27 protein-coding genes are annotated in these 24,026 nt (G+C 73.5%); 11 read left to right on the top strand and 16 right to left on the bottom strand.

The genetic code is table 11. From position 1 onward, the window contains the following. Nucleotides 1-198: 198 nt before the first annotated feature. The 4 genes from ACZ7IF_RS25970 to ACZ7IF_RS25985 are packed head-to-tail and all read left to right on the top strand — an operon-like array spanning nt 199 to nt 2,031. Nucleotides 199-543 (top strand): hypothetical protein, encoded by a 345-nt coding sequence (locus ACZ7IF_RS25970; RefSeq protein ID WP_470975705.1) that lies wholly within the window; start codon nt 199-201, stop codon nt 541-543. Further along, on the top strand, nt 540-776 hold the full coding sequence (locus tag ACZ7IF_RS25975) for a hypothetical protein (RefSeq protein ID WP_470975708.1): 237 nt from the start codon (nt 540-542) through the stop codon (nt 774-776). The genes ACZ7IF_RS25970 and ACZ7IF_RS25975 overlap by 4 nt, the downstream gene beginning before the upstream one ends. 55 nt (nt 777-831) lie before the next feature. Next, nucleotides 832-1,569 carry an SOS response-associated peptidase gene (locus ACZ7IF_RS25980; RefSeq protein ID WP_470975711.1) on the top strand — a complete coding sequence of 246 codons (738 nt, stop codon included), beginning with the start codon at nt 832-834 and terminating at the stop codon, nt 1,567-1,569. A 36-nt stretch (nt 1,570-1,605) separates the two neighbouring features. After that, nucleotides 1,606-2,031, top strand: a complete 426-nt coding sequence (locus ACZ7IF_RS25985) for a GNAT family N-acetyltransferase (protein ID WP_470975714.1) — start codon at nt 1,606-1,608, stop codon at nt 2,029-2,031. Between the two features lie 10 nt (nt 2,032-2,041). Here ACZ7IF_RS25985 and ACZ7IF_RS25990 read toward each other — a convergent pair whose 3' ends face one another. From ACZ7IF_RS25990 to ACZ7IF_RS26000, 3 genes are read right to left on the bottom strand one after another with little or no spacing between them, the layout of a single operon-like run. Continuing rightward, nucleotides 2,042-3,190 carry a sulfite oxidase gene (locus tag ACZ7IF_RS25990; protein ID WP_470975717.1) on the bottom strand — a complete coding sequence of 383 codons (1,149 nt, stop codon included), beginning with the start codon at nt 3,188-3,190 and terminating at the stop codon, nt 2,042-2,044. A 4-nt stretch (nt 3,191-3,194) separates the two neighbouring features. Continuing rightward, nucleotides 3,195-3,830, bottom strand: a complete 636-nt coding sequence (locus tag ACZ7IF_RS25995) for an HAD family hydrolase (RefSeq protein ID WP_470975720.1) — start codon at nt 3,828-3,830, stop codon at nt 3,195-3,197. Between the two features lie 4 nt (nt 3,831-3,834). Next, complete coding sequence (locus ACZ7IF_RS26000; protein WP_470975723.1) at nt 3,835-4,590, bottom strand: DeoR/GlpR family DNA-binding transcription regulator; 756 nt, start codon at nt 4,588-4,590, stop codon at nt 3,835-3,837. Nucleotides 4,591-4,662: 72 nt separating this feature from the next. Between ACZ7IF_RS26000 and ACZ7IF_RS26005 the strand changes: the two genes are divergently transcribed. Next, entirely contained in the window at nt 4,663-5,889 is a 1,227-nt protein-coding gene (locus tag ACZ7IF_RS26005; RefSeq protein ID WP_470975726.1) for an MFS transporter, read from the top strand. Here ACZ7IF_RS26005 and ACZ7IF_RS26010 read toward each other — a convergent pair. Next, on the bottom strand, nt 5,865-6,536 hold the full coding sequence (locus tag ACZ7IF_RS26010; protein ID WP_470975729.1) for a TetR/AcrR family transcriptional regulator: 672 nt from the start codon (nt 6,534-6,536) through the stop codon (nt 5,865-5,867). The genes ACZ7IF_RS26005 and ACZ7IF_RS26010 overlap by 25 nt on opposite strands. 124 nt (nt 6,537-6,660) lie before the next feature. Here ACZ7IF_RS26010 and ACZ7IF_RS26015 point away from each other — a divergent pair, with 124 nt between their 5' ends. The 3 genes from ACZ7IF_RS26015 (at nt 6,661) to ACZ7IF_RS26025 (ending at nt 10,198) form a co-directional block, all read left to right on the top strand. Next, nucleotides 6,661-8,859, top strand: coding sequence for an MMPL family transporter (locus ACZ7IF_RS26015; RefSeq protein WP_470975732.1), 2,199 nt, complete (start codon nt 6,661-6,663; stop codon nt 8,857-8,859). An 8-nt stretch (nt 8,860-8,867) separates the two neighbouring features. Continuing rightward, nucleotides 8,868-9,662, top strand: coding sequence for a class I SAM-dependent methyltransferase (locus ACZ7IF_RS26020; protein WP_470975735.1), 795 nt, complete (start codon nt 8,868-8,870; stop codon nt 9,660-9,662). A gap of 158 nt (nt 9,663-9,820) precedes the next feature. Then, nucleotides 9,821-10,198 carry a hypothetical protein gene (locus tag ACZ7IF_RS26025; RefSeq protein WP_470975737.1) on the top strand — a complete coding sequence of 126 codons (378 nt, stop codon included), beginning with the start codon at nt 9,821-9,823 and terminating at the stop codon, nt 10,196-10,198. 55 nt (nt 10,199-10,253) lie between these two features. Here ACZ7IF_RS26025 and ACZ7IF_RS26030 read toward each other — a convergent pair whose 3' ends face one another. From ACZ7IF_RS26030 to ACZ7IF_RS26075, 10 genes are all read right to left on the bottom strand, one after another. Further along, nucleotides 10,254-10,916: a methionine ABC transporter permease gene (locus ACZ7IF_RS26030; RefSeq protein ID WP_470975739.1), complete on the bottom strand. Its 663-nt coding sequence runs from the start codon at nt 10,914-10,916 to the stop codon at nt 10,254-10,256. After that, a complete protein-coding gene (locus ACZ7IF_RS26035) occupies nt 10,913-11,902 on the bottom strand; it encodes a methionine ABC transporter ATP-binding protein (protein ID WP_470975742.1) in 990 nt (329 codons plus the stop codon). Before ACZ7IF_RS26035 ends, ACZ7IF_RS26030 begins: the two co-directional genes overlap by 4 nt. A 59-nt stretch (nt 11,903-11,961) precedes the next feature. After that, complete coding sequence (locus ACZ7IF_RS26040; protein ID WP_470975744.1) at nt 11,962-12,846, bottom strand: MetQ/NlpA family ABC transporter substrate-binding protein; 885 nt, start codon at nt 12,844-12,846, stop codon at nt 11,962-11,964. A 118-nt stretch (nt 12,847-12,964) separates the two neighbouring features. Then, a complete protein-coding gene (locus ACZ7IF_RS26045; RefSeq protein ID WP_470975746.1) occupies nt 12,965-13,354 on the bottom strand; it encodes a GntR family transcriptional regulator in 390 nt (129 codons plus the stop codon). A gap of 130 nt (nt 13,355-13,484) precedes the next feature. Further along, entirely contained in the window at nt 13,485-14,471 is a 987-nt protein-coding gene (locus ACZ7IF_RS26050) for an ABC transporter permease (protein ID WP_470975748.1), read from the bottom strand. Further along, nucleotides 14,468-15,412 carry an ABC transporter ATP-binding protein gene (locus tag ACZ7IF_RS26055; protein WP_470975751.1) on the bottom strand — a complete coding sequence of 315 codons (945 nt, stop codon included), beginning with the start codon at nt 15,410-15,412 and terminating at the stop codon, nt 14,468-14,470. Before ACZ7IF_RS26055 ends, ACZ7IF_RS26050 begins: the two co-directional genes overlap by 4 nt. An 86-nt stretch (nt 15,413-15,498) precedes the next feature. Then, the gene (locus ACZ7IF_RS26060) at nt 15,499-17,400 is read right to left on the bottom strand and encodes a helix-turn-helix domain-containing protein (protein ID WP_470975754.1); all 1,902 of its coding nucleotides are present in this window, start codon (nt 17,398-17,400) and stop codon (nt 15,499-15,501) included. A 16-nt stretch (nt 17,401-17,416) separates the two neighbouring features. Continuing rightward, nucleotides 17,417-18,772 carry an MFS transporter gene (locus ACZ7IF_RS26065; RefSeq protein WP_470975757.1) on the bottom strand — a complete coding sequence of 452 codons (1,356 nt, stop codon included), beginning with the start codon at nt 18,770-18,772 and terminating at the stop codon, nt 17,417-17,419. A gap of 550 nt (nt 18,773-19,322) precedes the next feature. Further along, the gene (locus ACZ7IF_RS26070; RefSeq protein ID WP_470975760.1) at nt 19,323-19,697 is read right to left on the bottom strand and encodes an STAS domain-containing protein; all 375 of its coding nucleotides are present in this window, start codon (nt 19,695-19,697) and stop codon (nt 19,323-19,325) included. Nucleotides 19,698-19,752: 55 nt separating this feature from the next. Further along, a complete protein-coding gene (locus ACZ7IF_RS26075; RefSeq protein ID WP_470975762.1) occupies nt 19,753-20,415 on the bottom strand; it encodes an HSP18 transcriptional regulator in 663 nt (220 codons plus the stop codon). Nucleotides 20,416-20,543: 128 nt separating this feature from the next. Between ACZ7IF_RS26075 and ACZ7IF_RS26080 the strand changes: the two genes are divergently transcribed. The 3 genes from ACZ7IF_RS26080 to ACZ7IF_RS26090 all read left to right on the top strand — a co-directional run bounded on the left by ACZ7IF_RS26080 (nt 20,544) and on the right by ACZ7IF_RS26090 (nt 21,979). Further along, nucleotides 20,544-20,978 carry an Hsp20/alpha crystallin family protein gene (locus ACZ7IF_RS26080; RefSeq protein ID WP_470975765.1) on the top strand — a complete coding sequence of 145 codons (435 nt, stop codon included), beginning with the start codon at nt 20,544-20,546 and terminating at the stop codon, nt 20,976-20,978. A gap of 113 nt (nt 20,979-21,091) precedes the next feature. Next, nucleotides 21,092-21,487 (top strand): DUF2267 domain-containing protein, encoded by a 396-nt coding sequence (locus ACZ7IF_RS26085; RefSeq protein ID WP_470975768.1) that lies wholly within the window; start codon nt 21,092-21,094, stop codon nt 21,485-21,487. A gap of 48 nt (nt 21,488-21,535) precedes the next feature. Then, on the top strand, nt 21,536-21,979 hold the full coding sequence (locus tag ACZ7IF_RS26090; protein ID WP_470975771.1) for a DUF2267 domain-containing protein: 444 nt from the start codon (nt 21,536-21,538) through the stop codon (nt 21,977-21,979). A gap of 101 nt (nt 21,980-22,080) precedes the next feature. Here ACZ7IF_RS26090 and ACZ7IF_RS26095 read toward each other — a convergent pair whose 3' ends face one another. Beyond that, nucleotides 22,081-23,202: a sensor histidine kinase gene (locus ACZ7IF_RS26095; RefSeq protein WP_470975774.1), complete on the bottom strand. Its 1,122-nt coding sequence runs from the start codon at nt 23,200-23,202 to the stop codon at nt 22,081-22,083. Further along, nucleotides 23,199-23,825: a response regulator gene (locus ACZ7IF_RS26100; protein WP_470975965.1), complete on the bottom strand. Its 627-nt coding sequence runs from the start codon at nt 23,823-23,825 to the stop codon at nt 23,199-23,201. The genes ACZ7IF_RS26095 and ACZ7IF_RS26100 overlap by 4 nt, the downstream gene beginning before the upstream one ends. Nucleotides 23,826-24,026 lie beyond the last annotated feature (201 nt).

The raw sequence follows: 24,026 nt of genomic DNA on the forward strand, positions 1-24,026 counted from the left end.
CCCCCCCCCCCCCCCCCCCCCCCCCCCCCCCCCCCCCCCCCCCCCCCCCCTCCCCTCCCCCCCCCCCCCCCCCCCCCCCCCACCGGGGGAGTAGGCCGGGAACGCTGCGCAGGGGTGACGCCGGTGACGGGGGAGCCGGTCTGGCTTGACCGTATGGAAACGCGGAGCGAACGCCCGGGACCACCGTGGCGGCAGTGGATGGAGCGGACCGGGCGGGGCCCGGCCTGGCGGTCCGCGCTGCTCGTGGCCGTCGTCCAGCAGGCCGGCTCCGGCCGGGCCGCGCAGGTGCAGAGCGGGCGGGTGGCGCTGGACTGGTCCGCGCGGATCCTGCTGCTGCTCGGGCCCGCCCTTCTGGTGGTGCGGCACCGCCACCCGGTGGCCGTGGCGTACGGGGTGCTCGCGATACTCGCCGGCTGTGAACTGGTCGGGTCCGCCGCGAGCAGTGGGCCCGCGAGCGGGAGGAGCGGGCGGCGGCCGCCCGGCGCCTCCGCGTCAACGGCCGCGCCCGGCTGCTGCGGGACGCCCCGTTCTTCGACACGATGACCGTCAAGGGCCACCGGCCCACGCTCGCCCTGCTGGTGGAGACCGAGGAGATCTGCTTCCACCGCTCCCGAGCCTTCCTGCGCTCCGGCCTGTGGCAGACGGACACCTGGGACCCCGGGGCGGCGCCCTCCCGGGCGAGCGTCTCCAAGGCCCTGGAGAAGCCGGAGAAGTCGCTGGAGGAACCGGAGCGCTACCACGGCCCCCAGTGCGCCCGGAACGACCTGTACAGCTGACACACCGGGCCCGGGCGACGCCCCGCGGCCCCGGCCGCGTGGCAGGCTGGAGGGCATGTGCGGCCGATACGTCTCCACCCGCAGCCCCGAGGACCTGTCGGGCCTCTTCCAGGTCCCCGGTCCCGCCCCGGACCCGGTGCTGCCGCCCAGTTGGAACGTCGCCCCGACCGATCAGGTGTGGGCGGTGCTGGAGCGCGCCGACCGGGAGAGCGGGGTCCTGGAACGGCAGCTGAGGGCGCTGCGGTGGGGCCTGGTGCCGTCCTGGTCGAAGGGGCCGGGCGGCGCGGCGAAGATGATCAACGCCCGGGTCGAGACGGTGGGGGAGAAGCCCGCCTACCGCCGGGCCTTCGCCAAGCGGCGCTGCCTGCTGCCCGCCGACGGCTTCTACGAATGGGAGTCCGTCCCGGCGGCCGGGTCCGTGAAGGCGTACAAGCAGCCGTACTTCATCAGCCCCGAGGACGGCACGGTGATGGCGATGGCGGGCCTGTACGAGTTCTGGCGCGACCCCGCCGTCACCGACGGGGACGACCCCTCCGCCTGGTGGGCGACCTGCACCGTCATCACCACCGAGGCCACCGACGCCGCCGGCCGCGTCCATCCCCGGATGCCCCTGGCCCTCGCCCCCGCCGACTACGGGGCCTGGCTCGATCCCGCGCACGAGGACCCCGACGCGCTGCGCGCCCTGCTCGCCGCCCCCGCCGGAGGCCGCCTGGAGGCCCGCGCGGTGAACACGGCGGTCAACAACGTGCGCAACAACGGCCCCGAGCTCCTCGAAGACGCCCAACTATCCTGAACCAACGACCCCTTGCACCTCACGGACAGGACACACATGACCTCCGGCACAGCGAACGCCGCCTATGAGATCCGCCCCGGCGTTCCCGACGTCGCCACCTACCGCCGGCTGCGCGGCGAGACCGGGCTCGGCGCCAAGAGCGTGGAGGGCTCCGCCCTCGGACTGCCGAACTCCTGGTACTGCGTCACGGTCCGGCACGGCGGCGAAACCGTCGGCATGGGCCGGATCATCGGTGACGGGGGCTGCTTCCTGCAGATCGTCGACATCTGCGTGCTCCCCGAACACCAGGGCCAGGGCCTCGGCAAGCTGATCATGGCGGAACTCTCCGCCGAGCTGGAACGGCGCGCGCCGCAGGGCACGTACGTGTCCCTGATCGCCGACGGGGACGCCCGGCACCTCTACGCGAAGTACGGCTTCGCCGAGACCGCACCCGCGTCGGTGGGCATGGCGCGGCTGTTCTAGAGCCCGTGGGTCACGCCCCCGCCGCCGGCACCACCACCGGCACCCGTTGGACCAGGTTGTTGCCGAAACCCCCGCGGTTCCAAGCCTGTTCGAGCGGCTGGGTGCGGCCCGCCGCGTCCGTGGCGCGGACCACGAGCGTGTGGCTGCCGGGAACGGCCGTCCACGGGGCGCGCCAGGCCTGCCAGGCCCAGTCGCCCGGCTCCCGCGCCGCCACCTCGGCGTCCGCCCACGTACGGCCGCCGTCGCCGCTCACCTCGACCCGGGTCACCGGCCCGTGCCCCGACCAGGCGCGCCCCTCCAGCCCCACGGGCCCCGGCCGCACCACCCGGACGCGGGACATGAAGTCGGGGAACCCCGGCGGGACCATCAGGGCCCTCGGCGCGATCCGGGTCACCGGCTCGCCGGGCTCCTCGGCCGTGCGCCGGTACCGGTAGGCCACCGCCTGCTGGAAGCCGGTGAAGGGCTCGTCGGTCAGGGTGATGTCCCGCAGCCACTTCACATGGGCCATGCCGTACCAGCCCGGCACCACCAGCCGCAGCGGGAAGCCGTGCTGCGGCGGCAGGGGCGCGCCGTTCATCGCGTACGCGAGCAGCACCTCGGGATCCGCCCCGGTGGCGACCGGCAGGGGCAGGCTGCGCCGGTAGTCCTGCTCCACGCCGCGCTCCACCCCGTGGTCGGCGCCGGTGAACACCGCCTCCACCGCCTCCGGCAGCACCCCCGCCTCCGCGAGCACGGTCCGCAGCGGCACCCCCGTCCAGTCGGCGGTGCCCACCGCCTCGACCAGCCACGGCTGGCTCACCGGCCGGGGCGTCAGCCGCGCCCGCCCGTTGCCCGCGCACTCCATCGTGACCCGGCGGGTGACGGGCGCCAGCGCCCGCAGCGCGGCCAGGTCCAGGGACAGCGGCGTCCGCACCCGGCCGCCGACGCCGAGCCGCCAGCCGCCGGCGCCGGGGTCGGCGGCGGGGATGTCGTAGTGGACCAGTACGTAGTGCAGCCCGGGCGGCGTCACCTCGTACCGCAGCGCCTCCAGCGGCAGCCCGTGGTTGCGCGCGGCGAGGGCCAGCTCCTCGGCGCTGATGCCCTCGCCCTCGGCCGCCACCCGCCCCGGCGCGCTGAAAGCGCCGAGACCGGCGGCACCGCTCAGGGGCGCCTCTTCCACTCCCTCATGGTCGCGCGCCCGGACCGTCGCCGCCCGGCGTGCGTGCGATCGCCTCGCGCAGCGCGGCCGCCGAGGTGAAGCGGTGGCCCCGGATGCCGAGGGCGCGGGCGGCGTCGACGTTCTCCTGCCGGTCGTCGACGAACAGGACCCGGCCGGGTGCCGCGTCCAGTGCCCGCAGGCACCACTCGTAGGCGCCGGGCGCCGGTTTGGCGTGGCCGATGCGGCAGGACAGGCCCCGCACCTCGAAGTGCGCGAGCCAGGGGTGGTGGCGCTCGTAGTGGACGGCGAGCTCCTCCGGGATGTTCGACAGGAGCGCGATCCGCCGCCCCGACGCGGCCAGTTCCCCGATCAGGTCCACCATCTCCGCGTCCACGGCGCTCCAGCTCGCGATGTCGGCCTCCACGAGCGCGGCGACCCGCTCCGGGCCGAAGCCGGTCCCGAGGGCCCCGGCCACCAGGCGCCAGTACTCCGGTCCGTCCACCGCCCCGCTGTCGTAGGGCGGCCGCAGTGCCCAGTACGCCTCCCAGAACGCCTCCTCGGGCACCCCGGCCGCCTCGACCAGGCGCGCCTTGCCCTGCGGTGACTGGAGGCGGGCGATGACGCCGAACATGTCGAAGAGCAGGATCCCGGTGTCGTCCATCGCCTCACACCTTCCGTACGGTGACGCCGGCCGCGGCCAGGGCGTCGGCCTCGTCCTGCGGCGCCCCCTGGTCGGTGACCACGGCGTGCAGCGCGGAGGCGGGCAGCACGTGCGCGAGGGCGGTGCGCGAGAGCTTGGCGGACTCGGTGACGGCGATGACGCGGCGCGCGGAGGCGATCGCGGCGCGCTTGACGGCGGCGTCGGCCAGGTCGTAGGCGGTCAGGCCGTGTTCCGCGCTCAGGCCGCAGCAGCCGATGACGGCGGTGTCGAAGCGCAGGGCGGCGAGGGAGGCCTCGGTCAGCGGCCCGGTGAGGGCGAGCTCGCCCTTGCGCGGCGCCCCGCCCGGCAGCAGCAGTGTCATGCGGGGCGCGTCGGTGAGGGCGTTGGCGGCGTGCAGGGACAGCGGCATGACGGTGAGCCTGCGGTGGTGCAGGGCGCGGGCCACCTCCAGGCAGGTGGTCCCGCTGTCCAGGACGACCGATTCCCCGTCCGTCAGCAGGGTCGTGACCTCGGCGGCGATGCGCCGCTTGGCCTCCAGCCCGTCGCGGGCGCGCAGCGGGAAGGGTGTCTCCTCCCCGCGCAGCAGCAGGCTCCGCGCCCCGCCCCGGTAGCGCTCCAGCACCCCCTGTTCGGCGAGGGCCTCCAGATCGCGGCGGATGGTCATCTCGGAGGCGCCGGTGAGCTCCGCGAGCTCCGTGACGCTGCGGCTGCCGCTCGCGCGGACGGCGTCGGTGATCTGCCTCAGGCGGTCTGCACTCATACCCGAATTGAACATCGACGGTGTTCGAAAGGCAAGTATCGAACATCAAGGGTGTTTGTTATGTTCGATTGCATGCAGCCAATCGCACCCGGACCCGGACCCGGACTCCAAGGGCCGCCCCCTTCCGCACGCCTGCGGAAGGGGCGGCGGGCCACCTTCGCCTACTTCGCCCTCAACGGCTTCCTCATGGGCATGTGGATCGTGCACATCCCGGTGGTGCAGCAGCGCACCGGCGCCGGCCACGCCCTCCTCGGCTGGCTCCTGCTCCTCCTCGGCGCCGGTGCCTTCGCCGGCATGCGGATGGCCGGACCGCTCACCGACCGCTTCGGCGCGCACGTGACCGTCCCCGCCGGCGCCGCCCTGTGCGCCGTCGCGCTGGTACCGCCCGCCTGGGCGGGCGACGCGCCCGTGCTGGGCGCCGCGCTGCTGCTGCTCGGCTTCGGCAACGGCTGCCTCGACGTCGGCATGAACGCGCACGCCGTCCAGGTGGAACGCGGCTACGGGCGCCCCGTCATGTCCGCCTTCCACGCCGTGTTCTCCGTCGGCGGCGCCCTCGCAGCCCTGGCCGGCGCCCTCACCCTGGGCCTCGGACTCCCGGCCGCCGCCACCCTGGGGGCCACCGCACTCGGCGGTCTCGTCCTCGCGCTCCTCGCCGCCCCCGCCCTGCTGGAGCCGGACCCCGCACCGGCCGGCACCCCGGCCGGGCGCCCCGCCCGCCGGGCCTCGCCGCGCGTGCGGATGCTCGCCGTACTCGCCTTCCTGCTGATGCTCTGCGAGGGCGTCGCCAACGACTGGAGCGCGCTCCACCTGGAGGACTCCCTCGGCGCGCCCGCCGCCACCGCCGCACTCGCCTACGCGGCCTTCGCCACCGCCATGACCGCGGGGCGGTTCCTCGCCGACGGCCTGACGGCGCGCACCGGACCCGTCGCGGTCCTGCGTTACGGAGCCGCCCTCGCCGCGGCCGGCCTGGCCCTGGCCGTGGCCGCGCCCGGCGTCCCCGTGGCCCTCGCCGGCTGGGCCCTCTTCGGCGCCGGCCTCTCCGGCTGCGTCCCGCAGCTCTTCAGCGCGGCGGGCGGCGCGGACCCGGGGGCGGCCGGGGCCAACGTCGCCCGGGTCGCGGGCCTGGGTTACCTCGGCATGCTCGCCGGCCCCGCGGTGATCGGCCCGCTGACCCGCCTCGTACCGCTCGGGCAGGCCCTGCTGCTGCCGGTGGCCTGCTGCGCCTTCGCGGCCCTCGCCGCCCGCGCGCTCCGGCCGCCGGAGCCGGCCCGGTCTCAGCCGATGGTGTCCGAGAGGTAGCCGCGCAGCGCGCGCTTGAGCTCGCGCACCAGCGCCGCCCGCTCCGCGCCCTCGGCGGCGACCACCAGGGGCACCATGGCCTGGAAGATCCGGATCCCCACGAGGGCCGTGCGCGAGCGCTCCGCGGCGGGCAGCCGCGGCGAGCGGGCGGCGATCATCGCCTCGACCCGGGCCAGCAGGGCCGCCTGGACCGGCCGTGCCGCGTCGGCGAGTCCGGCGGGCATGTCCGTACGGGCGAAGAGCGCCTTGAAGCCGGGGTTGGCGACGTTGAAGGCGAGGATCGGGTCCACCATCTTGTCCAGCAGCCCCTCCAGGGGCAGCGAGGTGAAGAGGGCCTCGTCGAAGGCCTCCTGGTGGGCCGCGCGCAGCTGGGTGACGAAACGGTCGGCGAGCGCCTGGGCGACGGCCTCCTTGTTGGAGAAGAACTGGTAGAGCGAGCCGGGCGAGATGCCCGCCTCGGCCGCGATGGCGATCGTGGTCGCCTTCTCGTAGCCCGCGCGGGCGAAGACCGCCGCCGAGGCGTCGAGGATCTGCGCCATCCGCTGCTCGCCGCGGGCCTGTCGCCGCCGGGCCGCCGGCCGCGCGTCCGGGGCGGCGGCCCCTTCCGCGGCACCCGAAGTGCCCGCCGTGCGCGCCTCTCCCGCCATGTGGTCCTCCGTCAGATCTCAGCCCGTGGGCACCGGTTGAAAATGCGAATGATGATTCGTAATCTCGCCACTGTCGCGAAAGAACGCGAATCATCATTCGTAAATCTTACCGGTAGGGGGAACCGTGCTCGGCAGGTTCATCGCGGAGCGGGCGAGGTGGATCGTCGTGGCAGGCATCGCCGTCGCGCTCCTCGCCGGCGCCATCGGCGCAGGCACGCTCAACGCGCTCTCGCTCAACCGCTTCGAGGCCCCGGGCTCGGAGTCCATGCGGGTGCGCGACGTCCTGGCCCGGGACCACCACACCGGCAGCCCCAACCTGGCACTGCTGGTGACGGCCCGGCAGGGCACCGTCGACGACGCCCCGGCCGAGCGGGCCGGACGGGAACTCACCCGGGAACTGGCCGCCCGCCCCGGCGTCGGCCGGGCCTGGTCGTACTGGACCGCCGGCAGCCCCGAGACCCTGCGCGGCGCCGACGGCCGCCAGGCCCTCGTACTGGCCTGGGTACCCGGCGACGCCGACCGCGTACGCCGCGAGATCCTCCCGCGACTGGCGCCGGAGTTCACCCGCACCACCGACGTCCTCAAGGTCGAGGTCGGCGGCGGCGACGAGGTCTTCCGGCAGACCATGCAACAGGCCCGCCAGGACTTCCTGCGCGCCGAACTCCTCATCCTCCCCCTGGTGCTGCTCCTGCTCTGGCGGGTCTACCGGCGGATCTCGGCCGCACTGCTCACCGTCGGCATCGGACTGTTCGCCGTGCTCGGCTCGCTCGCACTGCTGCGCGCCGTGGTCGCCTTCACCGACGTGTCCGCCTTCGCCTCCAACATCGCCCTGGTGATGGGCATCGGACTCGGCGTCGACTACGGCCTCTTCGTCGTCTTCCGCTACCGCGAGGAACTGCGGCGCGGGCCCGGCGTCGCGGAGGCCGTCGCCCGCACGGTGCGGGGCGCGGGCCGGACCGTACTCTTCAGCGGAGTGACGGTCGCCGCCTCCCTGTCGGTGCTCCTGGCCTTCCCCTTCCCCTTCCTCAGCTCCTTCGCCTACGCGGGAGTCGCGGTGGTACTGGCCGCCGTGACCGGCGCGACCGTACTGCTGCCCGCCGCCCTGGCGCTGCTCGGACGCCGCGTGGAGCGGCCCGGACCCGTCCGCCCCGAGACCGAGGGCTTCTGGTTCAAGGCCGCGACCCGGGTGATGCGCCGCCCGCTGGCCTACGGCGGAGCCGCCCTCGCCCTCCTGCTGCTCCTCGGCGCGCCCTTCCTCGGCGTACGGTTCGGGCTGCCCGACGACCGCGTGCTCCCCGCGTCGGCGCCCGCCCGGCAGATGTACGACCAGGTCCGTGCCGGCTTCACGGCCGAAGAGGCGGACGCAGTCCAGCTCGTCGCGGCCGCGGCGGACCCGGGGGCCGTCGCCGGGTACGCCGCCGGGCTCTCCCGGATCGAAGGCGTCGCCCGCGTCGACTCCTCCGCCGGGTCCTTCCGCGAGGGGAAGCCCGCAGGCCCGGCGCCGGCCGGGGAGTTCACCGCCGCCGACGGCGGCCAGCGGATCAGCGTCGTGCCCGCCTCCGCCCGGCTGGAGTCCGACGCGACGGGCCTGGTGCGCGAGATACGCGCCCTGCCCGCGCCGTTCGCCGTCGAGGCCGGCGGATACCCGGCCGAACTGACCGACTACCGCGACGGGGTGACGGACCGGCTGCCGCTGGTCGCCGTGCTGATCGTGGTGGTGACCTTCGCCGTGCTCTTCCTCATGACCGGAAGCGTGATCGCCCCGCTCAAAGCCACCGTGCTCAACCTCCTGAGCCTGTCGGTGATGTTCGGCGTCCTCGTCGTGGTCTTCCAGGAAGGGTTCCTCTCGGACCTGCTCGGCTTCACGCCCACCGGGGTGATCGAGCCCAGCATCCCCATCCTGATGTTCTGCATCGCGTACGGGCTCTCCATGGACTACGAGGTCTTCCTCCTCGCCCGCATCAAGGAGGAGTACGACCGCACCGGCGACGCCCGCGCCTCCGTACCCCTCGGCATCGCCCGCAGCGCGCCCCTGGTCACCGCGGCCGCCCTCGTCCTCGCGGCCTCCTTCGCCGCGTACGCCACCGGCCGGGTGGTCTTCCTCAAGCAGCTGGGCGTCGGCATGGCCCTGGCGGTGGCGGTGGACGCGACCCTGATCAGGGGCGTGCTCGTACCGGCCCTGATGCGCCTGGCCGGCCCGGCCAACTGGTGGGCCCCGGCGCCCCTGCGCAGGCTGCACGACCGCATCGGCCTCTCCGAGCACGGGCAGAGGGGTCCGGCAGCCGTGTCGCGGCACCGCACCGGGGCCGGCCCGGGTCGATAGTGGGGGCTGTGAGCGACTCGGTGCGGGATTCCGGGGACCAGGGCGCCGCCGAGGCGGCCGCCTGGTCCGGACGTGAGGGAGCGCGGGCCTTCGCCGCGCTGGAGGCGGCCACGGACTGGCTGCTCGGCTACCCGTTCGTCTTCCGGGCCCTGGCCCGCAGGGGGATCGGCGCCGGGACGGTCCTCGTGGACTACGGATGCGGTCCCGGCAAAGTCGCCGGGCACGCCGCCCGGCTGCTGGGGGCGCGCGTGGTGGGCGTCGACACCTCGCCCGAGATGCTGGCCCTGGCCCGCGCCTCGGACACCGGGGCGGCCGAGTACCACCTCGTCGAGGGCGGCCGGGTGGCCGCCCTGGCGGACGGCGGCGCGGACGCGGTCATGTGCAGCCACGTGCTCGCCTCGCTGCCGGACGAGGAAGCGGTGCTGGCCGTGTTCCGGGAGGTCCGCCGGCTGCTGCGCCCCGGCGGCCCGTTCGTCCTGCTGGCCACCGACCCGGCCTGCACCGGCACGGAGTACGCCTCCCTGCGGATCGGGGAACCGGGCGCCGTGTACGCGCCGGGCCAGGAGCTGACCGTACGGCTGAGGCGCACCGACGGCTCCTGGCAGGAGGTCCGCAACCACGCCTGGCCCGTCGGCCTCCTGCCCGGACTGCTGGAGCGGGCCGGCTTCCGGGAGGTGGTCCAGCACCGTCCGACGGTGGCGGAGGCCGGGGAGGCGGCCGATGCCGGGCTGGTGGACAGTCGCCCCTGGACGGCCGAGCGGGAGGCGCCCCCGCTGGTGGTCACCACGGCCGTGGCCGCCTGAAGGGCCGGAGAGAGCCCCGATCCGAACAGGCTTATTTCATGCAATAGTTCGACTTGGAGGCGATCACATCGAAAGTCGGACAATCACGTGACTCGTGTGGCAGCCTGCTGCGCACGGCAGGGGGTGCGAAGGCGCCCGGCCGTGACCGGGGAGGTCAGATGCGTGGATCACTGCTGCGTAAATCCCGTGCGGTGCTGACGGGTTCACTGCTGGCGCTCGGCGTCGTCGGCCTGAGCGCCGCTCCGGCCAGTGCCTGGACGGGAGGGAACGTCTGGGTCAACTTCGGCAGCTGGAACTGCCCGGCCGGCGGCTCCGTCGTCGGGGTGTACTGGGGGGTGGACGCCTATTCGAGCGGCCCGGCCGGCGGGGACTGGGGCGACAACGTCATCTACCCGCGCGTCCGGGTGGGATCGGGGGCGTACAACACCCTGAGCTACCAGACGATGTGCAAGAAGTGGGGCTGGTACACGTACCGCGGTGTGGTGAGCCAGCGGACGCTGACCCCGTACAAGTCGGGCCTGAGCTACACCTACTGACCGCCGCCGGCGCCCCCCATCGCAGGGGGGCGCCGCCGTTCGCCGCGGCCGGGGGTCAGCGCCTGAGGATCCGGCGCGAGACGCGGTCGCCCAGGAACTGGGCCGACTGCACCAGCACGATCAGGACCAGTACGGTCACCACCATCACGGACGTGTCGAAGCGCAGGTACCCGTACGTCATGGCCAGGTTGCCCACCCCGCCGCCGCCGACGGTGCCCGCCACCGCGGAGAAGTCGATCAGCGCGACGAGCATGAAGGTCAGGCCCAGCACCAGCGGCCCGAGTGCCTCCGGTACGAGCACCGTGAGCAGGATCCGCAGCGGGCCGGCCCCCATGGAACGGGCCGCCTCGACGACGCCCGGCTCCACGGCCAGCAGGTTGGACTCCACGATCCGGGCGATCCCGAAGGTGGCCACGACCGTCATCGGGAAGATCGCGGCATCGGTGCCGATCATGGTGCCGACCACCGCCCGGGTGACGGGGGCGAGGGCCACGATCGCGATGATGAAGGGGATGGGCCGGATGACGTTGATGAACGTGCCGAGCACCGCGTGCACGGCCCGGTTCGGCAGGACGCCGCCCTTGCGCGTGGCGTAGAGGGCGAGCCCGACGGCGAGGCCGCCGACGCTGGAGAGCGCGAGGGTGATCAGCACCATGTAGACGGTCTCGCCGGTCGCGTCGAGGACCTTCGGCCAGAAGGTGCTCCAGTCGGCCTTCACCGCACACCCGCCTTCCGGGGGCCGGACAGGGCGAGGCCCGCTTCGACGGCCTCGACCGCCGCCCGCTCGCCGCGCAGCTCGATGGTCACGCTGCCCAGCGGACGCCCGCGGACCTCGCCGACCCCGCCGTGGACGAAGGTGAAGTCGACGCCGTGCTCGCGCAGCAGCGGCGAGAGGCCTTCCACGACCGGTACGCCGTCGACGACCGGTACCGTCACGAGCCGCCCCGGATGGCGGGCGCGCAGCCGCTCCAGGAGCGGGCCGTCCGGTTCGCCGTGCAGCGCCGAGCGGACGAAGGCCGCCGTGGTGGGGTGCTGCGGGCGCGCGAAGACCTCGTACACCTCGCCGGTCTCCACCACGCGGCCGTCCTCCATGACCGCGACCCGGTCGCAGAGGCTGCGTACGACCTCCATCTCGTGGGTGATCAGCACGATGGTGACGCCCAGTTCGCGGTTGACCCGGCGGAGCAGGGCCAGCACCTCGCCGGTGGTCTGCGGGTCGAGCGCGGACGTGGCCTCGTCGCACAGCAGCACCTTGGGGCGGGTGGCGAGCGCGCGGGCGATGCCGACCCGCTGCCGCTGCCCGCCGGAGAGCTGTTCGGGGTAGCGCTTGCCGTACCCGGAGAGCCCGACGAACTCCAGGGTCTCCTCGGCGCGGGCCCGGGCGGCGGCGCGGTCCAGGCCGGCCAGGCGCAGCGGGTAGACGACGTTGCCGAGGACGGTGCGGGAGCGGAAGAGGTTGAACTGCTGGAAGACCATGCCGATCTCCCGGCGTACGGGCCGCAGCCCGCGCTCGCCGAGGGCGGCCAGGTCGTGGCCGTCCACCAGAACGCTGCCGGAGGTGGGCTCCTCCAGGCCGTTGACCAGGCGCAGCAGGGTGGACTTGCCGGCCCCGCTGTGTCCGACGACCCCGAAGACGGTGCCCGCCTCGACGGTCAGGCCGACGTCGTCCACGGCGACGGCCCCGCCGGGGAACTCCTTGCGCACGGCCCGGAATTCGACCGCCGGGTGGGGGGCCGCTGCCGGGTGCCCTGATGCCGAGGCGGTCACTTCGCCAGCTGCTTCGTGATGCGGGCGAGCTCGGCCCGGAGCTCCGGGGCGGGCAGGTCGATGTGGTGGGCGGTGCCGTTGCTGGTGCGGCGCACCTCGTCCTGCACGGCCTGGGAGGCGTACAGCTTCACGATCTTCGCGTAGTCCGGGTCGTCCTTGCGGTCCGCGCGGGCTGCGATGACGTTGAGGTACGGAACGGATTGCGGGCTCGCCGGGTCGTCCTTGAACAGGGCGGTCTTGGCGTCGATGCCGGAGAGTTCGGCGACCCCGTCGTTGATGATCGCGGCGTCCGCGTCCTTGAGGGTGCGCGGGGTCTGCTGGGCGTTCACCGGGGTGATCTTGATGTGCTTGGGGTTGGCGGTGATGTCGTCGGGGGTGGCGAAGAGCCCGGCGTCCTTCTTCAGCTCGATGACCTTGGCCTGTTCCAGGACGCGCAGTCCGCGGCCCTGGTTGGCGGGGTCGTTGGGCAGGGTGACCGAGGCCCCGTCGGGGAGGTCGGCGAGCCGCTTGTGCTTGCCGGAGTAGAGGCCGAGCGGCACCACCGTGGTCGCGGCGACGGGGGCGATGTCGGTCTTGTTCTCGGTGTTGGACTGGGCGAGGAAGACCAGGTGCTGGAAGGCGTTGAGCTCGATGTCGCCCGCCGCGAGCGCCTTGTTGGGCAGCGAGTAGTCGTCGAAGACGACCGTCTCGACGGTGAGGCCCTCCTTCTTGGCCTCCTTGGCGAGGACGTCCCACTCGGGGGAGTCTCCCGAGACGCCCACGCGGATGCGCTTGCCCTCCGAGCCCCCGGACCCACAGCCGGAGACGAGCAGCGCGAGGGCGGTCGCGGTGGTGGTGAGGGCGAGGGCGGTGCGGCGGCGGCGCGGTGAGGCAGCAGACATCGTGGGATCCAGAGGTAGAAGAACGCGTCAAGCGAGGTACCTCTGAACAGTAGGCACGGATCCGGGTTTTATCTTGATATGAAAGATCGTATTCACGATCCTGCAACGAATGAAAGGTTCAGGGTGTGGGTGGGTAATGCTCACCGAGTACCGCGCCGAAGAGCGTCGACACGTCGCGGGCGCTCAGCCCCTGCTCGCGCGCCTCGCGCATCCACTCCCCGAGGCCCGTGCGCAGCGGGGACTCGGGCGCCGTCTGCGGGGTGGCCAGCGAGCGGGTGATGAACGTGCCGGAGCCCTGGCGCACCTCGACGAGGCCGGAGCGCTCCAGCTCGCGGTAGGCCTTGAGCGTGGTGTTGGGATTGACCTTCGTGGTCGCGGCGACCTGCGCCGCCGTCGGCAGTTTGTCGCCCTCGGCCAGCGCCCCCATCCGCATGGCCTGCTCCACCTGCTGCACGATCTGGAGGTAGGCGGGCAGGCCGCTGCGGCGTTCGATGCGAAACACGACCACCGTGCCCGCCTCCTTGCTGCTTCTCGGTCCTTCGGGGTTCCGGGGTTCCGGTTCCGGGCTTCCGGGCTTCCGGGGTTCCGGGCTTCCGGGGTGACGTTCCAGCCTAGGCCGTCCGCGGGGGTGCTCCGGATCAGAGCGCCGAGTGCCGGGCCCACCGCAGGAACGCGCCCACCAGGAGCGCGGTCAGCCCCAGGAGGATCCCGGCCGCGGTCCACTGCATGCCCGCCATCTGGTCGGGGCCGAAGTACGCCCAGACCGAGTTGACGATGCCGAGCGAGGTCCGGCAGCCCTCCGGGGAGCTGTCGTGCACGCAGGTGCCCCAGCCGTAGAGCTTGCCGGAGGCGGTCCCGATCCACTGGTCCACCTGCACCACGTGGTCGAGCGCGGCCGGCTGGGCGGAGCCCAGCGGGTAGGCGAGCGTCCGGGGCGTGGCGAGCCGCTCCCGAAGCAGCTCCGCCGCGAGAAGGGCGGCGTACGAGGTGAAGAACGTCGCCACCATGGCCGGCAGCGACCGGCGGGCCAGTGCCCCGATCGTGATGCCGAGCACGGTGCAGAACAGGGCCGAGGCCACCAGGACCGGGCCCGTGGCCCCGAACGCCGGGCCGTTGAGCCAGTTCCCGGGGGCGAGCGGGCCTGCGGAGTCCAGCCACCAGGAGTAGAGCAGGCTCAGGACCGCCGTCGGCACCGCGGCCAGCGCCAGGGCGAAGCACAGCTTCCACAGCAGCCAGCGGCCGCGCCGGACGGACTGGGTGGCGACCAGCCGCGCCGTCCCGTGCTCCCGGTCGGCGGAGATCAGCGGGGCGCCGAGCAGGACGCCGAACAGCACGGGGAGGAAGGCGAGCGTGCTGCCGAAGGAGTCCAGGTCGTCGCCGGCCCGGTCGTGGACGGCCCGGTCGATGGTGTGCGGGGAGGTGACGGGCCAGCCGGTGGCGTGCAGCGCGTCCAGCATCTCGGCGCGCTGGTAGAGGATCCAGGCCGCTCCGACGACCGTCAGGGCGGCGCAGGTGATCACGGCGGTGCGGTGCTGGCGCGCCAGGAGCCAGGCGAGCCCGCGCAGTCGGCGCGGGCGGGCGGCCGCGGTGGCGGTGCGGGACGCGCCGGCGGTCGGTGCGCTCATACCGCGCACTCCTCTCGGTGCAGCGGGACGGCGGTGGGGGAGAGCAGCGCGGGGGCCCCGGGTGAGCGGAGGTAGGCGAGCAGCACCTCCTCCATGCTCGGCTCCGCCTGCTGCCACGCCTCGTCCAGCGGGCCCTGGCGCCGCACCAGCGCGGTGAAGTGGCGCCCGGAGGTCCGTACCTCGATGACGGTGTGGTCGTTCAGGGAGGCGGGCGGCCCGGCCTCCGTGCTCACACCGCTGACCAGGGTGTGCATGGGGACCAGCTCGTCGGCCTCCCCGGCCATCCGGACCCGGCCGTCGGCGAGCACGAGTACGTAGTCGCACATCGGCTCGATCTCGCTCAGCAGGTGGGAGGACATCACGACGGTGGTCCCGTGCTCGGCCGCCTCGGACAGCAGCAGGGCCCCCATCTCGTCCCGGGCCACCGGGTCCAGATCGGCCATCGGCTCGTCCAGCAGCAGCAGGTCGGGGCGCTTGCCGAAGGCCAGCGCGAAGGCCACGCGGGTGCGCTGGCCGCCCGACAGGTCCCCCACGCGGGCGTCCGGCGGGATCATCCCCGCGCGGACGATCCGCTCGGCCACCCCCTGGTCCCAGGCCGGGTTGAGCTCCTGGCCCAGCCGCAGGGTCTGCGCCACCGTGAACCGCTTGAACAGCGGCTTGTCCTGCGCGAGATAGGCCCACAGCGGCATGGAGGCGCGGGAGCCGGCGGGGGTGCCGAAGATCCTCAGGTCACCGGCCGAGGGCTGCGCGAGGCCCGCCGCCATGCTCAGCAGGGTGCTCTTGCCCGCCCCGTTGGGCCCCACCAGGGCGGTGACGCGGCCGGCGGGTATCCGGAAGGAGCAGTCCCGCAGCGCCCAGCCCCGCCGGTACTTCTTGCCCAGCCCGCGCGCCTCCAGGGCCCATCGGCCGTCGGCCGCGCCGGAAGTGGTCGTGCTTCGCACAGCCTCCCCCCTTTCAGTGAATCCACTAGATGAGTAAGGGAATAGTGGGGCGAGGGTGCGGCCCTGTCAAACGGCGGACGCCACGATCAGGAGGAAACCGGCCCGGGATCCGCCGACGCCGACACCTGGTGCAGGCGCAGGGCGAGTTGGAGCTCCAGGCAGCGGTCCGGGGACTGCCAGTCGGGACCGAGGAGACGGCCGACGCGGTCCAGGCGCTGCACCACGGTGTTCACGTGGACGTGCAGGGCCTCCTTCGCCCTCGCCTGGCTCATGCCCGTCGCGAAGTAGACCCGCAGCGTCCCCACGAGATCACTGCCGCGCCGGGCGTCGTAGTCGAGCACCGGCCCGAGCACGGTCCGTACGAAGCCCGACAGGTCCGCCCGGTCGCCCAGCAGCACCCCGAGGAACCCGAGGTCCCCCAGCGTGCTCCCGTCGCCGGCCCGGCCCAGCGCCCGCAGCGTCGACAGGCAGCGCAGCGCCTCCGCGTGCGCGGCGTGCAGCGCGCCCGGGCCGTCGCCGGCCCGCGCCGCACCCACCGTGACGGGCGCGCCCACGCTCCGCCCGAGGGCTGCGGCGAGCCGGGCGGCGTCGGCGCCGGCCGCCTCCGAGGGGGCCAGCAGCACGGCGTGGTCGTGGTGGACCCCCGCCAGGCCCCGGCGCTCGCGGGCGTGGTGCGCGGCAGCCGTGAGCAGGCGCGGCCGGGGCGCGGCATCGCTGTGCAGGACGAACAGGGCGTGCGGGCGGGCCAGGTCCACGCCCAGCCGGCGGGCCCGCACGGCCAGGCTCCCGGGATCGGCGGACGGGCTCAGCAGGTCCCCGAGCAGCTCCCCGCGGATCCGGTCCTCGGTCTGCGCCACCGAACGGCTCAGGAGCAGCAGCAGGGCCGTGACCGTCGCCGCACGCTCGAACAGGCGCCGCCCGGCTTCGTCCAGGCCGGGGCGGCCGGTCAGCGTGATGCTGCCGAGGAGTTCGGGACCCGCCAGCACGGCGCACACCCAGGTGCCGCCCTCCGCGACGGCCCGGCCGCCGGACCGCGAGGCGGCCACGGCCCCGGCCGGCGGCGGGCAGGGCCCGGCCTGCGCGCGGGCCAGCTCCGTACCGTCGGGGTCGTGTACCAGGGTGCCGCCCTCCAGCAGCGCGCCGATCGCGGCCGCCACCTCGGCGACGTCCCCGCCGCGCAGGACGAGACCCGTCAGCCGGTCGTGCGCCCGCTCGGCCCGGCGCAGCGCGTCGCTGTTCTCCTGGATGGTCCGGGACGCGGCGCCCAGTTCGGCCAGGGCCCGGCGGGTCTCCTCCAGCAGCCGGGCCCCGTCGATGGCGATGGCGGCGTGGTCGGCGAGCGAGGACAGCAGCGCCACCTCGCGCGGGCTGAACTCGCGCGGGCTGCGGTCGGCGGCGAAGAGCACCCCGATCACCTTCGGCCCCAGCCGCAGCGGGACACCGAGGATGGCGTGCAGGTCCTCCTCGCCGACGGCGCTGTCGATGGGGCCGGTGTGCCGGAAGCGCGGGTCGCGCTGGTAGTCGCCGGTGGCGTACGGGCGGGCCGTCTGGGCGACGAGTCCCCCGAGCCCCTCGCCCATGCCGAGGCGCAGCTGCTGGAACGCCGCGGACACCGAGCCGTCGGTGACCCGCATGAAGGTGTCGCCCGCCGCCTCGTCGATCAGCGACAGGTACGTGACGTCCGTGTGCAGCAGCTGCTTCGCGCGGTGCGTGATGGCCCGCAGCACCGAGTCCAGGTCGCGCAGCGCGGCCAGGTCCCCGGCGGTGTCGAACAGCGCGGTCAGCTCCGCCTCGCGCGTGCGGTGCCGGCCCAGCGTCCGGTGGACCTCCAGTGCCACCCCCGTCGCCTCGTCGAGGGCGGCCAGTTCGGCCTCGGAGGCCCCGGCGGCGCGCGCGGCCGCCGCGGGCCGCGCGAACTCCTCCGCCGGCGCCCCCTGGGCCAGCAGGCCGAGCAGCTCCCGTATGCCTTCCGTCACGGTGGTGAGCATACGGGCGGAGACCCGGTCAGCCCTTGACGGGGACGGGCCCGGCCGTACGGGAGGGCCGGTCGAGGCTGCGGCCGCGCGTCTCCCGGGCGGCCACGGCGGTCGCCGTGGTGATCAGCGCCGCCGCGCAGAGGTAGACGGAGACCGGCACGGAGGACCCGTACTCCTTGAGGAGCTCCACGGCGATGACCGGGGCCAGGGCACCGCCGATGATGGAGGCGACCTGCGACCCCATGGAGGCCCCCGAGTAGCGGACGCGGGTGTCGAACATCTCCGAGATGAACGCCGCCTGGGGCCCGTACATCGCCCCGTGCATCAGCAGCCCGACGGTGACCGCGACGGCGATCACCGGGAAGGACCGTGTGTCCAGCAGGGCGAAGAAGGCGAACGCCCAGCCCGCCATCCCGACCGATCCCACGAGGGTCACCGCACGCCGCCCGATCCGGTCCGACAGCGCGCCCCACAGCGGGATCGTCACGAAGTGCACCGCAGAGCCGATCAGTACGGCGTTCAGCGCGTCGCCCTTGGGGAGGTGCAGGTGCACGGTCACGTAGACGAGCAGGAACGCCGTCAGCACGTAGTACGAGACGTTCTCCCCCAGCCGCACCCCGATGGCGGTGAGCACCCCGCGCCGGCCCGACCGCAGCACCTCCACCACCGGCGGCCGCTGCCGGACCCCCGCCGCCTCCTCGGCCTCGGCCCGGGCCCGCGCCTCCAGGAACGCCGGCGACTCCGACACCGAGACCCGTATCCACAGCCCGACGACCACCAGCACCCCCGACAGCAGGAACGGCACCCGCCACCCCCACGCGAGGAACGCCTCGTCGGACTGGACGGCGGCCAGCAGTGCCAGCACCCCGGTGGCCAGCAGGTTCCCGCCGGGCGCACCCGCCTGCGGCCACGACGCCCAGAACCCCCGGTTCCGGTCGTCCCCGTGCTCGGCGACCAGCAGCACCGCCCCGCCCCACTCACCCCCGAGCGCGAACCCCTGCACCAGCCGCAGCACGGTCAACAGCACGGGCGCGGCCCCGCCGACGGCGGCGTGCGTCGGCAGCAACCCGATCGCGAAGGTGGCCCCGCCCATCATCAAGAGGCTCACCACGAGCAGCCGCTTCCGCCCGATCCGGTCCCCGTAGTGCCCGAACACCACCCCGCCGAGCGGCCGCGCGGCGAAGCCGACGGCGTAGGTGAGGAACGCGAGGAGGGTGCCGACGAGGGGGTCGCTGGCGGGGAAGAACAGCGTGTTGAACACCAGGGCCGCGGCGGAGCCGTAGAGGAAGAAGTCGTACCACTCTATGGTCGTTCCTATGAGGCTCGCGGCCACGACTCGTGACAGCGAGCCTCCTGCGCTCTTCTGGACGTCGGAGGCGCTCATGGTCACCACTTCCGGAGGGGGGACGGGGTGACCACAGCGTAGGAACTTGCAGGCCGGCGGCCCATGTTGGTGAACCACACACTGGAAGCGGTGGACGTGGCTTGACTCGCCATCGGTTGCCGCCGGCTGATCTGCGAGTGCCCCGGCTGCGCGGCGCGGGGGCGTCTTCTGGAGAACCCGTGCGGACTTGGTGCTGACCTGGTGCTGAGTCGAGGCAGTGGTTTTCGCGACTGAGGGTGACGGAGGGGAGGTTCTCGCGTCGCCGAAGAGGGCCGGTCGGAATCGAGACCGAGGGCATCGAGGAGCTCCAGGCAGTCGGGCCAGGATCGAGCACGGCTCGCGACTCGGATCGCCGCCCGGTCGCGCTCCTCTTCCAGCGTTCCAGGGAGTCGCGGCGCGGGGTGGGCTCGGATGCCTCGCCGTCTACTTCTCATCCCCTATCGCCACCGCGCCCCGGGCAGCGGGTTCCCGGGCTCGTCCACCATCCGTGCGGCCACCAGGGCTCGGCCCCTGCTGCCGGCGTTGGCGGGCGCGTCCGGTCAGGCAGTACCTACCCCTGCACCTGTCGACCGGCCGGCGGGTCTGGGTCCACAGGGAAGAGGGGCCGGGCGCCTGTCGTCTCCAGGAGGCGCTGGAGCTGGGGTCTGGGGGCCGCCAGGCGGATGACGGTGCCGGCCTCTTGGGCTGCGCGGCGCGCGGCGAGGAGTGCGTTCAGCGCTGAGGAGTCGCAGAAGGTGAGGCCGCTGCAGTCGACCGCCACGGGCTTGGCCGCCGAAGCGTGGGCGAGGGCCTCGGAGAGGGCGAGGTGCAAGGCGGGTGCCGTAGCGATGTCGATCTCTCCCGTGGGCCTGATCGTGACGGCGTGGTCCAGGATCTCCACGTCGATGCGGTTGCCGCCGGGATGCCGGGGAAGCTGTCCGGCCATGGCGATCACTCCTTGCGTCTACGAATGCGCCCGCTCCGGACGCCGGGGGCAGGGGTCACGTGCTGCGCTGATCGCGGATGTCCTGGCGGAGCCGGTCGGTGTGCCGGGTCATGGCGTCAATGCGCTCGGCGAGCTCGTTGTCCTCGGGCCGCAGGTGGGCGCGGGTGCCGGTCAGGGGGCGGACGAGGCGGGCGGTGTCGTTGTCGGCGAGGGCCTGGTTCAGGTCGCCGATGGCGCCTTCGGCGTCGTCGGCGAGGCCGGTGAGGGCGGTGACCTGGCCGGCGAGGCGGCGCAGGTCGGCGGCGTTGTCGCGGGCCCAGGCATCCACGCTGCGGTCGGCGGCGCGGGCGTCCCGGGTGGCCTGGACGCGTTCCTCACCCGTGCTCCCGGCCTTCCCCGGCCGCAGGCGCAGGTAGCGGCGCTCGGCGGCCTGGCGGCTGGCGACTCCGAGGGGGGCGGCGAGGTCGGCCCAGCTGGCGCCCTCGCTGCGGGCGGTTTCGATCAGGCCGGTTTCCCAGCCGTTCAGCTGCTCGCGGACCTCGCGCAGCATCAGCAGGGCGGCCAGGGCAGGGTGGGGGCCCGCGCCCACTGCCGGCGCCGCCGCCGAGGTTTTCGTGGAGGCTTGCTGCGCTTCCCTGAGGGCCTGGTCGATGGTCTCCAGCGCCGCAGCGGCGGCCAGGAAGGTGACGGGTGCGGTCGGCTCTGCGGGTTCGCTCATGACGGCCTCCGTGGCATGTCATCCTCCAGATGACGTCGTGCTTGTCATCGTTTCGATGACATGTTACAACGGGAGCACGTTGAAGCGCATTGGCAGTTCCTGCCTGAACCAACTGGAGGTGTTTCGCGATGTTGATGCGCACCGACCCGTTCCGCGAGATGGACCGGATCATTCAGCAGCTTTCGGGCGCGTCGGGCACGTGGTCGAAGCCGTCCGTGATGCCCATGGACGCCTACCGCGACGGCGACACGTACGTGATCGCCTTCGACCTCCCCGGCGTCAGCACCGAGGCGATCGACATCGACGTCGAGCGGAACATGCTGACCGTCAAGGCCGAGCGCCGGCCCGCGGAGAAGTCCGACGGCGTGCAGATGGAGCTCTCCGAGCGGCCCCTCGGTGTCTTCTCCCGCCAGATCGTGCTGGCCGACACCCTCGACACCGAGCACATCGAAGCCGACTACGACGCGGGTGTCCTGACCCTGCGGATCCCGATCGCCGAGCGCGCCAAGCCGCGGAAGATCGCCATCGGCGGCGAATCCGGCCGCAAGCAGATCTCCGGCTGACCGGCCCGGCAACCACTTGGTACCAGCAGCGGAGGACGGGGAACCCGATCCCCCTCCGGCACCCCGTCCTCCGCACCCTTGTCCGTTCACCCCTCCTCCGGAGGTGACGTGAGATGTCGATGCGCCGGGAAGCCTTCCTGGACCACGTCCAGGAACACGGGGAGTACCAGACCCGGGAGGAAGCCGAACGCGCGGCCCGCGTCGTCCTGGCCCTGCTCGGCGCCCACCTGGTCGGGACCGTGCGGGCGGAGCTCGCCGCCCGGCTCCCCGAGACCTACGCCCTGATCCTCCTCAACCCCCTCCAGGCCGCGGAGCCGCTCTCCCCGGAACGCTTCGTCCGCGCGACCGCCGCCTGGATCGACGGCGCCACCGAGAAGACCGCCCTGTGGGACATCGGCGCGGTCCTGTCCACCGTGGCCGCCGCGGCCGGAGACGTCCTCACCCGCGAAGCCCTGCTCCAGCTCCCGCCCGGCTACGACCTCCTCTTCGGCCACCCCCAGCCCACCTGACCGCCGGCCGAGGACCGACCCAACGAAGAGAAAGGCAACCACAGCACCATGTACGACCAGCCTCGACCGCACCAGGCCCAGCCCGCCATGACGTTCGAGCAGATGCTGGAACGCGTGCGCTACGAAGGCGCCTACCCGACCCGCGAACGCGCCGAAGAAGCCGTCCGCACGGTCCTCGCCGCTCTCGGCCGCCAGCTCGTCGGCGACGAACGCGTCGACCTCGCCCAGGCCCTGCCCGTCGAAGCCGCCTTCGCCCTGACCGCCCAGATCCCCGCCAACGAACGGCTCACCGGCTGGGCCTTCATCAAGGACATGGCCACCCGCACAGGCACCAGCCCGGCCATCGCCCGCTGGGACACCGGCGCCGTCCTCGCCGTCGTGACACGGCTCACCGGTCCCGACCTCCTCAACCGGATCCTCCGGCAACTTCCCGATGGCTACGCACTCCTCTTCGGCCAGGCCGAACTTCGCCAGCCTCAGCCCGCAGTGTGATGCCGGCCCGGGCGACGCCGGCCGGTAGGGGGCCGGTCGAACATTTGCCGGACGAACGACATCAGGCACGGTGAACCCATCCGAACCAGTCGTTCGGCCGTTCAGCCGGGCAGCGCGGGAGCTCGTAGTTCGACCTCGTACCCGCCCTCCGGGGTTGGTCCGGCGGTGAAGGTGCCGTGGAGCAGTTCGGCGCGTTCCTTCAGGCCGACGAGGCCGTGGCGGGCGCTGGGCAGGGCGACGGTCGGGCGGGTGGGGGCGGTGTTGGTGACGGTGACGCCGAAGTGGTGGGCGTCGTGCCACAGGCGTACGTCGGCGCGGGCGCCCGGGGCGTGTTTGCGGACGTTGGTGAGGGCTTCCTGGACCGTGCGGTAGACGGTGCGCTGGGCGGTCGTGCTGATGCCGGGAGGGAGCTCTCCGGTCAGGGTGGTCTCGATGCCGCTGTTGGCGATGAGCTGCTGGAGGTCGGCGAGGGTGGGCTGGGGCGTGAGTTCGGTCGCCTTGCCGCCGGAGGCGCGCAGCAGGGTCACCATGTGGCGGAGTTCGTCGAGGGTGTTCGCGCTGAGGGTGCGGATGGTGCGGGCGGCCTCGCGGGCGTCGGGGCTCTTCGCGGCCATCTGCAGGGCTCCGGCCTGGACGGCGATGAGGCTGACCTGGTGGGAGACGACGTCGTGCATCTCGCGGGCCAGCTGGGCACGTTCGCGGGCGAGGACGGTCTGGGCGTACAGGGCGCGTTCGTGTTCCCGGGCCTCTTCGACTTCGACGAGCTGGCGGGCCACGTCGCGCCTGGCCTGCACGAGCTGGCCGAACAGCACCGGGGTGACGGCCGTAGCCAGCGTGTAGACGAACTGGACGAGCGTCCAGGTCCGGTCGCCCGTGAACGTGTGGGACAGGGGCCAGACGAGGGTGTCCGCAGCCGCGTTCAGCAGGGCGCAGCCGGCCAGCAGCGGGCGGTTGCGGGTGGATGCGGCCAGCGTGTACAGGGCGGCGATCGGGGCGACCGCCACGTCCATGAACAGGGCCATGGGCAGCGTCAGCAGGAAGACGGCCAGGGGGAAGCGCCTGCGCAGGAACAGTCCGGCCGAGCCCACGGCGGCACACGCCCACATCAGCGGGGTTGCTTCGCCGAAGAGGTTGATCCATGCGTCGAGCGCGGCCAGTGCGACCAGGCCCGCGTCGATGGCCCAAGACGGTACCCGCCGCCATAGTGCCCGGCCCGTGCTCATCGGCCGTTGTCCCGGGTCGTGCCGTCGTCGCCGCTGGTGAGGAGGCCGGCGCGCTCGGCGAGCAGTGCGGCCCGGACGCGGCTGGTGACCCGCAGTTTGGTGAGGATCGAGCTGACGTGGTCCTTGACGGTGCCCTGGCTCAGGTGGATGCGGGTGCCGATGTCGGCGTTGGACAGTCCGTCGGCGATCAGGACGAGGACGTCGCGTTCCCGGTCGCTGAGGAGGCCGACGCGTGCGACGTCCGAGTCCTGGGGTGCTCCCGCTCCCGGATGGCTGCGCAGCAGCGCGCGTGAGGCCTTCGGGGACATCACCACCCCGCCCGCGGCCAGGGTGCGGACCAGTTGGGCGAGCTGTTCGGGCTCGGTGTCCTTGAGCAGGAAGCCGGAGGCTCCCGAGCGCAGGGCGGTGAGGATGTACTCGTCGGTGTCGAAGGTGGTCAGCATGGCCACGTGCGGTGGTTCGGGGAGTTCCTGGATCTGCCGCAGCACCGTCAGGCCGTCCACGTCCGGCATGCGGATGTCGAGGAGAACGACGTCCGGCACCTCGCGGCGGACCACGTCGGCTGCCTGCGCCCCCTCCGCGGTCGCCACGACCTCGATGCCGTCGGACGCGTTCAGGATCATCTGGAAGCCGGACCGCACCAGGGCCTCGTCGTCCACCACCACTACCCGGATCACCGGCGTTCCGCCTCACACTCTCGTCTGCCCTGTCCCGCTTCGCGGTGACCCGTACACCCGTACACCCGGGCGCTCCGCGCGCCCGTACGGTGCTCGCCTGACGCCGACCGTACGCCCGGCAGGGTACGCGGTGGCGTGATCACCCCT

The sequence above is a fragment of the Streptomyces sp. NPDC037421 genome (assembly GCF_055602105.1).